Source organism: Superficieibacter sp. (assembly GCF_032071645.1).
Taxonomy (GTDB): Bacteria; Pseudomonadota; Gammaproteobacteria; order Enterobacterales; family Enterobacteriaceae; genus Superficieibacter.
On record NZ_DAMAPU010000002.1, the window covers coordinates 507916 to 522572 of the forward strand.

6 protein-coding genes are annotated in these 14657 nt (G+C 58.3%); 5 read left to right on the top strand and 1 reads right to left on the bottom strand.

Features of this window, described 5'->3' with window-relative positions; translation table 11 throughout:
• The first annotated feature begins 9 nt into the window (after window positions 1–9).
• Genes recC through recD form a run of 4 tightly spaced genes read left to right on the top strand, consistent with a single transcriptional unit; the run spans window position 10 to window position 11659 of the window.
• Complete coding sequence (gene recC, locus RT197_RS06780; RefSeq protein WP_312948587.1) at window positions 10–3378, top strand: exodeoxyribonuclease V subunit gamma; 3369 nt, start codon at window positions 10–12, stop codon at window positions 3376–3378.
• Between the two features lie 15 nt (window positions 3379–3393).
• Window positions 3394–6282: a pitrilysin gene (gene ptrA / locus RT197_RS06785; protein WP_312948588.1), complete on the top strand. Its 2889-nt coding sequence runs from the start codon at window positions 3394–3396 to the stop codon at window positions 6280–6282.
• Entirely contained in the window at window positions 6279–9821 is a 3543-nt protein-coding gene (gene recB / locus RT197_RS06790) for an exodeoxyribonuclease V subunit beta (protein ID WP_312948590.1), read from the top strand. Before ptrA ends, recB begins: the two co-directional genes overlap by 4 nt.
• Window positions 9821–11659: an exodeoxyribonuclease V subunit alpha gene (gene recD, locus RT197_RS06795; RefSeq protein WP_312948592.1), complete on the top strand. Its 1839-nt coding sequence runs from the start codon at window positions 9821–9823 to the stop codon at window positions 11657–11659. The genes recB and recD overlap by 1 nt, the downstream gene beginning before the upstream one ends.
• 2 nt (window positions 11660–11661) lie before the next feature.
• Here the strand turns inward: recD and argA are convergent, their stop codons facing one another.
• Complete coding sequence (gene argA, locus RT197_RS06800; protein WP_312948593.1) at window positions 11662–12993, bottom strand: amino-acid N-acetyltransferase; 1332 nt, start codon at window positions 12991–12993, stop codon at window positions 11662–11664.
• 226 nt (window positions 12994–13219) lie between these two features.
• On the opposite strand from argA, the gene amiC reads away from it, so the two are divergent.
• Window positions 13220–14473, top strand: a complete 1254-nt coding sequence (gene amiC / locus RT197_RS06805) for an N-acetylmuramoyl-L-alanine amidase AmiC (RefSeq protein WP_312948594.1) — start codon at window positions 13220–13222, stop codon at window positions 14471–14473.
• The last annotated feature ends 184 nt before the right edge of the window (window positions 14474–14657 follow it).

A 14657-nucleotide genomic window follows, 5' to 3' on the forward strand; every position in this document is an offset into this window, starting at 1 on the left:
GGAGCGAATATGTTAAGGGTCTACCACTCCAATCGTCTGGATGTGCTGGAAGCGTTAATGGAGTTTATCGTTGAGCGCGAGCGTCTCGACGACCCTTTCGAGCCTGAAGTTGTGCTGGTGCAAAGTACGGGTATGGCGCAGTGGCTGCAAATGTCACTCTCGCGGCGCTTCGGCATTGCGGCGAATATCGACTTCCCGCTGCCCGCCAGCTTCATCTGGGATATGTTTGTCCGCGTCCTGCCGGATATTCCCGGCGAAAGCGCCTTCAGTAAACAAAGCATGAGCTGGAAACTGATGACCCTGCTGCCGGATCTGATCGGCGGGGAAGAGTTCGTCATGCTGCGCCACTATCTCAGCGACGATACCGACAAACGCAAACTGTTCCAGCTCGCCTCGCGCGTGGCGGATCTCTACGATCAGTATCTGGTCTATCGCCCGGAGTGGCTGACCCGCTGGGAAGCAGGCGAGCAGGTTGACGGCCTCGGCGAAACCCAGCAGTGGCAGGCCCCGCTGTGGAAAGCGCTGGTGGAGCACACCGCCGCGCTGGATCAGCCGCGCTGGCACCGTGCTAATTTATATCAACGCTTCATCCGCACGCTGGAAACCGCCAGCGAGCCGCCTGCCGGGCTGCCGTCACGGGTATTTATCTGCGGTATTTCCGCGCTGCCGCCGGTCTATTTACAGGCATTACAGGCGTTGGGTAAGCATGTTGATGTTTTTGTCCTGTTTACCAACCCGTGCCGCTACTACTGGGGCGATATCAAAGACCCGGCGTTTCTGGCTCGGCTGGTAGCCCGTCAGCGCAAGCACCACCGCGAACAGCGGGAATTGCCCCTGTTCCGTGATACGCAGCAGGCGGCCGGGCTATTTAATGACGACGGCGAGCAGGATGTCGGCAATCCGCTGCTGGCCTCGTGGGGGAAGCTCGGACGGGACTATATGTATCTGCTGGCCGGACTGGATCGCTATGAAGAGCTGGACGCCTTTGTGGATATTGAGCCGGATAACCTCCTGCATAATCTCCAGTATGACGTGCTGGAATTACAGAATGCGGCGGTGCCGGGTCGAACGGCAGAAGAATTCGCGCGCAGCGACATGAAACGCAGGCTTGAGCCGGACGATCGCAGCCTGGCGATCCACGTCTGCCATAGCCCGCAGCGCGAAGTGGAAGTTCTGCATGACCGGCTACTGGCGATGCTGGAGGACGATCCAAATCTGACCCCGCGTGACATCATCGTAATGGTGGCTGATATCGACAGCTACAGCCCGTTTATTCAGGCGGTTTTTGGTAGCGCCACCGGTGACCGCTACCTGCCTTACGCGATTTCAGACCGCCGCGCCCGGCAGTCGCATCCGGCGCTACAGGCGTTTATCAGCCTGCTGTCGCTCCCGGACAGCCGCTTTGTTTCTGAAGATGTGCTCGCGCTGCTCGACGTTCCGGTGCTGGCGGCGCGCTTTAACATCAACGAAGAAGGGCTGCGCTATCTGCGCCAGTGGGTCAATGAATCCGGCGTGCGCTGGGGCATGGATGACGACAACGTGCGCGAACTGGAACTGCCCGCCACCGGGCAGCACACCTGGCAATTTGGCCTCACCCGTATGCTGCTTGGCTATGCGATGGAGAGCCATGAAGGCGAATGGCGCTCGGTGCTGCCTTATGATGAATCGAGCGGGCTGATTGCCGAGCTGGTGGGACATCTGGCATCGCTGCTGATGCAACTGAATATCTGGCGGCGCGGGCTGGCCCAGGAGCGCCCGCTGGAAGAGTGGCTGCCTGTTTGCCGCGAAATGCTCAATGATTTCTTCCTGCCCGATCAGGACACCGAAGCGGCGCTGGCGCTGATTGAACAGCAGTGGCAGGCCATTATTGAACAGGGCACTGGCGCACACTACGGCGAGACGGTGCCGCTCTCGTTGCTGCGTGATGAACTGGCACAGCGGCTGGATCAGGAGCGTATCAGCCAGCGCTTCCTTGCCGGTCCGGTGAATATTTGTACTCTGATGCCGATGCGCTCGATTCCCTTCAAAGTGGTCTGCCTGCTGGGAATGAACGACGGTGTTTACCCGCGCACTCTTGCGCCACTGGGCTTCGACCTGATGAGTCAGAAACCGCAGCGCGGCGATCGCAGCCGTCGCGACGACGACCGCTACCTGTTTCTTGAAGCGCTGATGTCTGCCGGGCAGAAGCTTTATATCAGCTATATCGGGCGTTCGATCCAGGATAACAGCGAGCGCTACCCATCGGTGCTGGTGCAGGAGCTGGTGGATTATATCGGCCAGAGCCACTACCTGGCGGGCGATGAAAACCGCAACTGCGATGAGAGCGAACGGCGAGTCAAAGCGCACCTTACCCATCTGCATACGCGGATGCCGTTTGACGCCGACAATTTCAAAGCGGACGAACTGCAAAGCTATGCCCGCGAGTGGCTGGCCGCCGCCAGTCAGCAGGGAGAGGCGCACTCATCCTTTATCCAGCCGCTGCCGCCGCTAACCCAGGATACCCTGCCATTTGAGCAGCTTCAGCGCTTTTGGGCGCATCCGGTGCGCGCCTTTTTCCAGTTGCGCCTGCGGGTGAACTTCCGTGCGGAAGAGAGCGAAATTCCCGATGCGGAACCCTTTACCCTCGAAGGTCTGACCCGCTATCAGCTTAATCAGCAGTTGCTCAACACGCTGGTAGAAGAAGAAGACGCGGAAAAAATGTTTCGTCGCTATCGTGCGGCAGGGGAGTTGCCCTACGGTGCGTTTGGGGAAATCGTCTGGGATACGCAGCTTGCGGAAATGCAGACTCTGGCGGATCGCGTTCTTGAACACCGTAAGCCCGGCCAGAGTATGGAAATCGATCTGCAATGTGGTGGCGTTAATATTACCGGCTGGCTACAGCAGGTACAGCCCGACGGCCTGCTGCGCTGGCGTCCGGCTCTGCTTAGCGTCTCGCAGGGAATGCAACTTTGGCTCGAGCACCTTGTCTATTGTGCCAGCGGCGGGACTGGCGAAAGTCGGCTGCTGGTGCGTAAAGACGGTGAGTGGCGTTTTCCGCCGCTTGCCGCAGAGCAGGCGCTGGCTTACCTGACGGATCTGGTGGAAGGTTACTTCAAAGGAATGACCGAGCCGTTGCTCGTTCTGCCAGAAAGTGGGGGGGCGTGGATTAAAGCTTGTTACGACGCAACAAATGATGCCATTTTAAGAGACGCTGACACGCAGCTCAAAGCGCGCAGCAAGTTTCTTCAGGCCTGGGAAGGCAATATGGTGGTAAGTGGTGAAGGGGCCGATGTCTGGTATCAGCGTCTCTGGCGCACCCTGGAGCCAGAGTATTACGAAGCAATTATCGCGCAGGCCGAGCGTTACCTGCTGCCGATTTTCCGCTTCCATCAGTCATAATGATGAGGTCCGTGAATGCCCATAAGCAGCACCTGGTTAAAAGCATTGGTTGTGTTACTTGCCCTCTGGGCAAACGTCATTCAGGCAGATACAGGATGGCAGCCGGTACAGGAAACCATCCGTAAAAGCGAAAAAGATCCGCGTCAGTATCAGGCCATTCGCCTTGATAACGGCATCGTGGTGCTGCTGGTTTCCGATGCCCAGGCGGTGAAATCGCTTTCGGCACTGGTGCTGCCGGTGGGGTCGCTTTCCGACCCGGACTCGCATCCTGGGCTTGCGCACTACCTTGAACACATGACGCTGATGGGCTCGCAAAAATATCCGCAGCCGGACAGCCTCGCCGAATTTCTGAAAATGCACGGCGGCAGCCATAACGCCAGCACCGCGCCTTATCGTACCGCCTATTACCTGGAGGTCGAAAACAACGCGCTGGAAGGCGCGGTCGATCGCCTCGCGGATGCTATTGCCGCGCCGAATCTGGCAGAGAAATACGCCAGCCGCGAGCGTAACGCCGTAAATGCCGAACTGACCATGGCGCGTTCGCGCGATGGTATGCGTATGGCGCAGGTCAGCGCCGAAACCATTAACCCGGCGCACCCCGGCGCGCGTTTTTCCGGCGGTAATCTGGAAACGCTAAGCGACAAGCCCGGAAATCCGGTGCATAAGGCGCTGGTCGAATTCCGCGATCGCTACTATTCCGCCAATCTGATGAAGGCGGTGATCTACAGCAACAAACCGCTGCCGGAGCTGGCGCGGATTGCTGCGGAAACTTACGGACGCGTGCCGAATAAAAACATCACCCGCCCGGAAGTGACGGTGCCGGTGGTGACCGATGCGCAAAAAGGGGTGATTATTCACTACGTCCCGGCGCAGCCGCGTAAGGTTCTGCGCGTGGAATTTCGCATCGACAATAACACTGCCCAGTTCCGCAGTAAAACCGACGAACTGGTGACGTATTTGATTGGCAACCGCAGTCCGGGCACGTTATCCGACTGGCTTCAGCAGCAAGGGCTGGTGGAAGGCATTCGCGCTGATTCCGATCCCATTGTGAACGGCAACAGCGGCGTGCTGGCAATTTCCGCCACCCTTACCGATAAAGGCCTGGCGCACCGGGACGACGTTGTGGCGGCCATCTTCAGTTACCTCAACCTGCTGCGCGAAAAGGGCGTGGATAAACGCTACTTTGACGAGCTGGCTAACGTGCTGGATCTCGACTTTCGCTATCCGTCGATCACCCGCGATATGAGCTACGTTGAATGGCTGGCGGATACCATGATCCGCGTGCCGGTTGAACACACGCTGGATGCGGTGAACATTGCTGACCAGTATGATGCCGAAGCGGTAAAAGCGCGGCTGGCTATGATGACGCCGCAGAACGCCCGCGTCTGGTATATCAGCCCGAACGAGCCGCATAACAAAACGGCCTACTTCGTCAACGCGCCTTATCAGGTTGATAAAATCAACGACAAAACGTTCGCCGACTGGCAGCAAAAATCCAGCGCCATCAAGCTGGATCTGCCGGAGCTGAACCCCTATATCCCGGACGATTTCACCCTTATCAAGCCGGAAAAACAGTATACGCACCCGGAACTGATCGTCGATGAACCGATGCTGCGCGTGGTCTACATGCCCAGCCGCTATTTTTCCAGCGAGCCGCGTGCGGACGTCTCGGTTGTGTTGCGTAACCCGCAAGCGATGGACAGCGCGCGCAACCAGGTGATCTTTGCACTTAATGATTACCTGGCGGGCCTCGCGCTGGATCAGCTAAGCAACCAGGCATCGGTAGGCGGCATCAGTTTCTCAACCAACGCGAACAATGGCCTGATGGTCAATGCCAACGGTTATACCCAGCGCTTGCCGCAGCTTTTTGACGCGCTGCTGGACGGCTATTTCAGCTATACCGCCACCCAGGAGCAGCTCGATCAGGCTAAATCCTGGTATACGCAGATGATGGATTCAGCGGAAAAAGGTAAAGCGTACGAGCAAGCGATTATGCCGGTGCAGATGCTGTCGCAGGTGCCTTATTTCCAGCGCGAGGAACGTCGCGCGCTGCTGCCGTCCATCACCCTGAAAGAGGTCATGGACTATCGCGAAACGCTAAAAAAAGGCGCACGCCCGGAATTTTTGATCCTCGGTAATCTCTCCGTCGATCAAGCGAAAACCCTGGCGCATCAGGTACAGACAAAACTGGGCACGCAGGGTAACGAGTGGTGCCGCAACAAAGAAGTGGTCGTCGATAAAGCACAATCGGTCATCTTCGAAAAAGCGGGTAGCAGCACCGACTCGGCGCTGGGCGCGGTCTTCGTTCCGGCGGGCACGGATGAATACACCAGTGCCGCTGCCAGTGCGATGCTGGGGCAAATTGTTCAGCCGTGGTTTTACGGTCAGTTGCGCACCGAAGAGCAACTTGGCTATGCGGTCTTTACTTTCCCGATGAGCGTCGGGCGGCAGTGGGGGTTGGGATTCCTGCTGCAAAGCAATGACAAACAACCGGCGTTTTTGTGGGATCGCTATAAAGCCTTCTTTCCGACCGCTGAAGAAAAACTGCGGGCGATGAAGCCGGAAGAGTTCGCGCAAATTCAGCAGGCGGTTGTCGCTGAAATGCTTCAGGCACCGCAAACGCTGGATGAAGAAGCCTCTAAGCTCAGCAAAGATTTTGACCGTGGAAATCTCAAATTTGACTCGCGGGCGAAAATCGTGGCGCAGGTAAAATTACTCACGCCGCAAAAACTGGCAGATTTCTTTCATCAAACGGTGGTGAAGCCACAGGGCATGGCGATATTATCTCAGGTTTCGGGTAGCCAGAGCGGAAAAGCGGAATACGCACGTCCTGATGGCTGGAAAACCTGGGAGAGCGTCAGTGCGCTACAGCAATCCCTGCCTTTGTTAAGAGATAATGAATGACCGATACCGCCGAGTCCCTTAATCCCCTGCGCCTGCCGCTTGTCGGAGAGCGCCTGATTGAAGCCTCGGCGGGTACAGGAAAAACCTTTACCATCGCCGCGTTGTACCTGCGTCTGCTGCTGGGGCTGGGCGGCGAGTCCGCGTTTCCCCGCCCGGTTAACGTAGAGGAATTGCTGGTGGTGACCTTTACCGAGGCCGCCACCGAAGAGCTGCGCGGGCGTATTCGCAGCAACATTCATGAAATGCGCATCGCCTGCCTGCGTGAAACTACCGATAATCCTCTTTATGCCAGCCTGCTGGCAGAAATCACCGATCCGCAGCAGGCGGCGGACGTGCTGCTGCTGGCCGAACGGCAGATGGATGAGGCGGCGGTCTTTACCATTCACGGCTTCTGCCAGCGGATGCTCAGCCTTAACGCTTTTGAATCCGGGATGCTTTTCGAACAGCAACTGATCGAAGATGAGTCGCTGCTGCGCTACCAGGCGTGTGCGGATTTCTGGCGGCGGCACTGCTATCCGCTGACCCGCGACATCGCGCAGGTGATCCACGCCTCATGGAAAGGACCGCGCGAACTGCTGACCTCCATTGACCGCTATTTGCAGGGCGAAGCACCAAAAATTAAAACCCCACCTGCGCCGGAAGAAACGCTGATGGTGCGTCACCAGCAGATCCTTGCCCGCATAGAGACGATCAAAGCGCAGTGGCGCGAAACCGTTGGCGAACTGCCGGATCTGCTGGAAAACTCCGGCATCGATCGTAAAAAATTCAACCGGGGCAATCAGGGAAAATGGATCGATAAGATCGCCGCCTGGGCGGAAGAAGAGACGACGACTTACCAGCTACCGGACGCATTGGAAAAATTCAGCCAGTCGTTTTTACGCGATCGCACCAAAACTGACGGCGTTGTGCCGGAGCATCCGCTGTTTTCGGCCATCGAAACGCTGTTAAGCAGTACGCTGTCGCTTAACGATCTGGTGATTGCCCAGGCGATGGTTGAGATCCGCGAGACGGTGGCGCGGGAAAAACGCCGCCGGGGCGAACTGGGATTTGACGACATGATCAGCCGTCTGGCATCCGCGCTGTACAGCGAAAGCGGGGAGGCGCTCGCCGCCGCGATCCGCCAGCGTTTCCCGGTCGCCATGATCGACGAATTCCAGGATACCGATCCGCAACAGTACCGCATTTTCCGTCGCATCTGGCGGCAACAGCCGGATACCGCGCTGCTTTTGATTGGCGATCCGAAACAGGCGATCTACGCCTTTCGCGGCGCGGATATCTTTACCTACATGAAGGCGCGCGGCGACGTTAAAGCGCACTATACACTCGACACCAACTGGCGTTCCGCGCCGGGCATGGTGGCGAGCGTCAATCAGCTTTTCAGCCTGACGGCCAATCCGTTTATGTTCCGCGATATTCCGTTTAACCCGGTTAAGGCGGCGGAGAAAAATCAGGGGCTACGTTTTGAGCTTAATGGCAGCCCGCAGCCCGCAATGAACATCTGGCTGATGCCTGGCGAAGGTGTCGGCGCGGGAGATTATCAGTCGCAGATGGCGCAAATTTGCGCGGCGCAAATCCGTGACTGGCTGATCGCCGGACAGGCGTCGCAGGCGTTGCTGTGGCGGGGCGATACCTCGCGCCCGGTACGCGCCTCGGATATCACCGTGCTGGTGCGTAGCCGCCAAGAGGCGGCGCTGATCCGCGATGCGCTTAACGTGCTGGCGATCCCTTCCGTTTATCTTTCCAACCGTGACAGCGTGTTTGAGACGCCGGAAGCGCAGGAGCTGCTGTGGGTGCTACAGGCGGTGCTGGCCCCGGAGCGGGAAAATACCCTGCGCAGCGCGCTGGCTACCGCCATGATGGGCCTTAACGCGCAGGATATTGAACGGCTTAATCTCGACGAGCACGCCTGGGATACGGTGGTCGAAGAATTTACCGGCTACCGCCAGCTATGGCAGCAGCGTGGCGTGATGCCCATGCTGCGGGCGCTGATGTCGCAGCGTAATATCGCCGAAAATCTGCTGGCAACGCCCGGCGGCGAGCGGCGGCTAACCGACATCCTGCATATTAGCGAATTATTACAGGAAGCCGGAACCCAACTGGAGAGCGAGTATGCACTGGTGCGCTGGCTGGCGCAGCATATCGCCGAGCCGGATACCAACGCCGCCAGCCAGCAAATGCGGCTGGAGAGCGATAAGCACCTGGTGCAGATCGTCACCATCCATAAATCGAAAGGGCTGGAGTATCCGCTGGTCTGGCTGCCTTTCATCGCCCGTTTTCGCAAGCAGGAGCAGGCGTTTTACCACGATCGTAGCTCGTTTGAAGCGGTGCTCGATCTCAACCACAGCGACGAAAGCCTGGAGCTGGCCGAAGCCGAAAGGCTGGCGGAGGATTTACGCCTGCTATACGTGGCGCTGACCCGCGCGGTCTGGCATTGCAGTCTCGGCATTGCGCCGCTGACCACTCGGCGCAGCGATAAACCCGGCGAAACCGATCTGCACCACAGCGCGCTGGGTCGCCTGATCCAGCAGGGGGAAGCTCGCGATGCCGCCGGTCTGGCAGCCTGTTTGCAGGCGCTGTGCAACGATCATATCGCGCTACGCTTCCCTGAAGCTCCGGACAGTAACCGCTGGCAAGCGCCTGAAACGCGCGAGGCAGAGCTCGCCGCCCGGCAGGTCCGCCGCCGGATGATCGACGAGTGGCGCGTTACCAGCTATTCCGGGCTACAACAGCGCGGGCACAGCCTGGCGCAGGATCTGCTGCCCCGGCTGGACATTGATGCCGCAGGCGTCGGCGAGGTGGTGGATGACCCGGAACTGACGCCGCATCAGTTTCCGCGCGGTGCGTCACCGGGGACTTTTTTACACAGCCTGTTTGAAGATCTTGATTTCACCCAGCCGCCGGAAGGTGAGTGGGTGCGGGAGAAGCTCCAACTGGCGGGTTTTGATGAGCAGTGGGAGCCGGTGTTGACCACCTGGATCGCTGCTATTCTGCGCACACCGCTGCCAACGGCGGGCATCTCGCTAAGCCAGCTTACGGCGAAAGAAAAGCAGGTAGAACTGGAGTTTTACCTGCCCATTGACCAGACGCTGGACGCGCCGAGCCTGGATGCGCTGATACGGCGCTTCGATCCGCTCTCCGCTGGCTGTCCGTCGCTGGATTTCCGCCAGGTGCGCGGTATGCTAAAAGGGTTTATTGACCTGGTATTCCGCCACGACGGGCGCTATTTCCTGCTGGATTACAAATCCAACTGGCTGGGCGAAAACAGTGAAGCCTACACCCAGGCGGCGATGGCGCAGGCGATGCAGGCCCACCGCTATGACCTGCAATATCAGCTCTACAGCCTGGCGCTGCACCGCTTTCTGCGTCACCGGCTGGCTGACTATGACTACGAGCGTCATTTTGGCGGCGTTATTTATCTCTTTTTACGCGGTATTGATGGTCAGGATCCGCAGCAGGGAATTTTCACCACCCGGCCCGATCCCCGGTTGATTAATGCGCTTGATGACCTGTTCGCCGGAGAGAAAGAGGAGATGGCGTAATGAATTTACAGACCCTGTTACTGGACGCCGTTACCCATAAAATTTTGCGTCCGCTGGACGTGCAGTTTGCCATGATGGTGGCGGAGCATGAGCATCCCGCCGTCATGCTGGCGGCAGCAATTCTTAGCCGCGACGCGGGCGAGGGGCACGTTTGCCTGCCGTTGTCGCGTCTTGTGCCAGATGAGCAGCAGAACGGCAAAGCGCGTGAACTGTGGGAGCAGCTATTTGCTGCCGTTGACACACCTGCCGACTGGTCCTCACTGCTGGCGCAGTCGCAAGCGGTGAGCGACGATGAGACGCCCGCGCCGATGATCCTGCGTGGCGAGCGGCTGTATCTTAACCGTATGTGGCGCAATGAACTTTGCGTCGCCCGCTTTTTTAGCGAACAAAACCAGCCTGTCCCGGTCGATGAAACGCAGCTTGTCGCCACGCTGAATGCCCTGTTCCCGCCTTCTGATGAGGTGGACTGGCAAAAAGTGGCGGCGGCGGTGGCACTGACCCGACGTATTTCGGTTATTTCCGGCGGCCCCGGCACCGGGAAAACCACTACCGTCGCTAAGCTGCTGGCAGCGCTGGTGCAACTGTCTACCCAGGAGAAATTTCGTATCAGGCTGGCGGCCCCGACCGGCAAAGCGGCGGCGCGGCTTACCGAATCACTGGGATCGGCGCTGCGTCGGCTGCCGCTGACCGAGCGGCAAAAGGAGATGCTGCCTGCCGAAGCCAGCACCCTGCACCGTCTGCTGGGCGCACAGCCGGGTAGCCAGCGCCTGCGTTATCATTCCGGCAATCCGCTGCATCTGGACGTGCTGGTAGTGGATGAAGCCTCAATGATCGACCTGCCGATGATGTCGCGGCTGATCGACGCGCTGCCCGCGCACGGGCGAATTATTTTCCTTGGCGACCGCGACCAGCTGGCTTCGGTCGAAGCGGGGGCGGTGCTGGGCGATATCTGCGCGTGGGTAAACGGTGGTTATACGCCTGCCCGCGCGGCGGAGCTCTCCCGGCTGACCGGCACACCGGTTCCGGTGGGAGAAGAAAGCGGCGCAGGCGCGCTGCGCGACAGCCTGTGCCTGTTGCAAAAAAGCTACCGATTTGGCAGCCATTCCGGCATCGGCCAACTGGCAACGGCGGTAAACTGCGGCGATAAGCGCTCGCTGAAAAGCGTCTGCGCCCAGGGGTTTGAGGATATTATACTCCGGCCGCTGCGTACCCATGATGAGTACCAGAACATGCTGGAAGATGCGCTGCGCGGCTACGAGCATTATCTGACGCTGCTCGGCACCCACGCTGAGCCGGAAGCGGTGCTGGCGGCGTTCGCGGAATTCCAGCTTCTTTGCGCGCTGCGGGAAGGGCCCTACGGCGTGAGCGGGCTGAACACCCAGCTTGAACAAACGCTGGCGCGTAAGCGTCACGTCTCTTTGCCGCGTCACTCGCGCTGGTACCAGGGACGTCCAGTGATGATTGCGCGCAATGACAGCGCGCTGGGGCTGTTTAACGGAGATATTGGCGTCGCGCTGGAAGGCGAGCAGGGGATGAGGGTCTGGTTTCCGATGCCCGACGGGACGGTGAAATCGTTTCATCCAGGCCGTTTGCCGGAGCACGACACCGCCTGGGCGATGACCGTGCATAAATCCCAGGGCTCTGAGTTCGACCACGCCGCGCTGATCCTGCCCGCGCAAAGCGTGCCGCTGGTCACGCGTGAGCTGGTTTACACCGCCATCACCCGTGCGCGCCAGCGTCTTTCTTTATATGCGGACGATAAACTGCTGGCGCAGGCCGTCGTCACCCGCACCGAACGGCGCAGCGGCCTGACGGCCTTCTTTGAAGGGATTCGCTAGCGTTAACCGAGATCGGCCATCAGCACCTTCGAGCGGCGCTGATAGTTGTACATCTCTTTTTTGCTTTCCGGCAGCAGGTCGATATCGACCGGCGTAAAGCCGCGCTCCTGGAACCAGTGAATGCTGCGGGTGGTGAGGACAAACAGCTTGTTCAGGCCCATTTGTCTGGCCTGTGCCGCTACTCTGTCCAGCAGTACTTCGCCACGCGACGAACTGCGATAATCGGGATGCACCGCCACGCAGGCCATTTCGCCAATTTTCTCTTCCGGGAAAGGGTAGAGCGCCGCGCAGGCAATCGTCAGATTATCGCGCTGGATAATCGTGAATTTGTCGATTTCCATCTCCAGCTGTTCACGCGAGCGGCGCACCAGAATTCCCTGCTGCTCCAGCGGGCGGATCAGCTCAAGAATGCCCCCGATGTCATTAATGGTGGCGCGCCGGATCTGCTCTGAACTTTCCATCACGATTTGCGTGCCGATACCGTCGCGGGAGAACAACTCCTGCAACAGCGCGCCGTTTTCCTGATAGCTGATCAGGTGGCTACGGCGCACGCCGCTGCGGCAGGCCTTCAGCGCACCGCGCAGAAAACGCACGGTGCCGGAGTAATAATCACCTTCGGCTTCCAGCGCCTCAACCCGCGCCTGCGCTTCGTTGGGGAACAGCTCGGAAATAATCTCGCCGGATTCATCGAATACGCCCTGCGATGAGCAAAACCCGATCATCTTTTCGGCCTTCAGTTTAATCGCCAGTTGGGTGGCAATCTCTTCTGACGTCAGGTTAAAGCTCTCGCCGGTTACGGAGACAGCGACCGGACCCATCAGCACAATCGCGCCGCTGTCGAGCTGGCGATGAATGGCTTCTTCGTCAATACGGCGGATGCGCCCGCTGTGGCAGTAATCCACGCCGTCATCGACGCCCAGCGGCTGGGCAATAATAAAGTTGCCGCTCACCACGTTAATATGTGCGCCCTGGAGCGGCGTGTTGTTGAGGCTCATTGACAGACGTGCGGTGATATCAAGCTGCAATAGCCCCGCCGCCTGCTTGACCAGCTCCAGCGTGCGCGAATCGGTGACGCGGGTATGCTTATGATAAATCGGCTCGTGGTGGTGCAGGGCCAGATTGGCGTCGATTTGCGGACGTGCGCCATAGACCAGCACCAGGCGAATGCCCAGACTGTGCAGCAGGCCGATGTCGTTGACAATACTGGAAAAGTTCTCATGCTCAATGGCTTCGCCGCCCAGCATAATGACGAACGTTTTGCCGCGATGCGCGTTGATATAGGGAACCGAATGGCGGAATCCTTCGACCAGTTCAGTTCTACGTTCCTTCACCACAGTCTCCACCTCAATGAATTATTATTCGTAATTAGTGTATTTTTATTCTGTTTTGCCGCCGGGTGCAAGTCAAAATTCGGCACGGCGCTTAGAAATTCCTTAGCAGAAAGAGGGATCCCTGAAGAATGTTTACCGTTTTAGGGGTGACAGCCTGGGCGGGTTTGGTTAAAGTTTTCGGTCAAAATGGACGAGTAAGATCCGATTCAAATTTTCGCTCGGGAGAGGCATGTCGGGAAGCAAATCAGCATTAAGCCGCCGTCAGTTACTACAGGGCGCAGGGGCCATGTGGTTACTAAGCGTGAGTCAGACCAGTTTCGCCGCTGGCAGTCAGGTGGTGGCCGTTCGCGTCTGGCCCGCGTCTACCTATACGCGCGTAACGGTTGAATCCAATAAAATGCTGAAGTACAAACAGTTTGCGCTGAGTAATCCAGAGCGGCTGGTGGTCGATCTCGAAGGCGTAAATTTGAATTCGGTGCTGAAAGGGGTAGGGGCGCAGATCCAGAACGACGATCCCTTTATTCGATCCGCTCGCGTCGGGCAGTTCGATCCACAAACCGTACGAATGGTGTTTGAACTGCGGCAGAACATAAAGCCGCAGCTTTTTGCGCTGGCTCCGGTCGCCGGGTTTAAGGAACGTCTGGTGTTGGATCTCTATCCAGCCAACGCTGAAGACATTCAGGATCCGCTGCTGGCCCTGCTGGAAGACTACAACAAAGGCGATCTTGAAAAGCAGGTGCCGCCGTCGCAGAGCGGCCCGCAGCCGGGTAAAGCCGGGCGCGACCGCCCGATTGTGATTATGCTCGATCCCGGCCACGGCGGGGAGGATTCCGGCGCGGTCGGAAAATATCACACCCGCGAAAAAGATGTGGTCCTGCAAATCGCCCGACGACTGCGCACGCTTATCGAGCAGGAAGGCAATATGAAAGCCTTTATGACCCGCAACGAGGACGTGTTTATTCCGCTGAAGGTGCGGGTGGCAAAAGCGCAGAAGCAGCGCGCGGATCTTTTTGTCTCCATCCACGCCGATGCCTTCACCAGCCGCCAGCCGCGCGGCTCCTCGGTGTTTGCGCTGTCCACTAAAGGCGCGACTAGTACCGCCGCCAAATACCTCGCCCAGACGCAGAACGCCGCCGACCTGGTGGGGGGCGTGAGTAAAAGCGGCGATCGCTATCTCGATCACACCATGTTCGATATGGTGCAGTCGCTGACCATCAACGACAGCCTGAAGTTTGGTAAAGCGGTACTGGGCAAGTTAGGGAACGTGAATAAACTGCATAAAAATAAGGTCGAGCAGGCTGGATTCGCCGTGCTGAAAGCGCCGGATATCCCGTCGATCCTCGTGGAAACTGCGTTTATCAGTAATGTTGAAGAAGAACGCAAGCTGAAGACGGCGACCTTCCAGCAGGAAGTGGCCGAGTCGATTCTGGCGGGGATTAAAGCCTATTTTGCCGACGGGGCGACGCTGGCCCGGCTTGGATAAGCGCTCTGGCGCTGCCGTATGTCTGCGGTGGCGCTACGGGGAGTGGATAGACAGACGTAAAAAAACCGCAGGCTATAAATAGCGATGCGGCTTAGTTATCTTCACATTTACGGACGCTTTAAAATACGTATTGGTTGCGGGGGCCGGATTTGAACCGACGACCTTCGGGTTATGAGCCCGACGA

Coding starts and splice junctions, on each gene's coding strand:
- recC (WP_312948587.1), top strand. CDS start 10: ATGTTAAGGGTCTACCACTCCAATCGTCTGGATGTGCTGGAAGCGTTA.
- ptrA (WP_312948588.1), top strand. CDS start 3,394: ATGCCCATAAGCAGCACCTGGTTAAAAGCATTGGTTGTGTTACTTGCC.
- recB (WP_312948590.1), top strand. CDS start 6,279: ATGACCGATACCGCCGAGTCCCTTAATCCCCTGCGCCTGCCGCTTGTC.
- recD (WP_312948592.1), top strand. CDS start 9,821: ATGAATTTACAGACCCTGTTACTGGACGCCGTTACCCATAAAATTTTG.
- amiC (WP_312948594.1), top strand. CDS start 13,220: ATGTCGGGAAGCAAATCAGCATTAAGCCGCCGTCAGTTACTACAGGGC.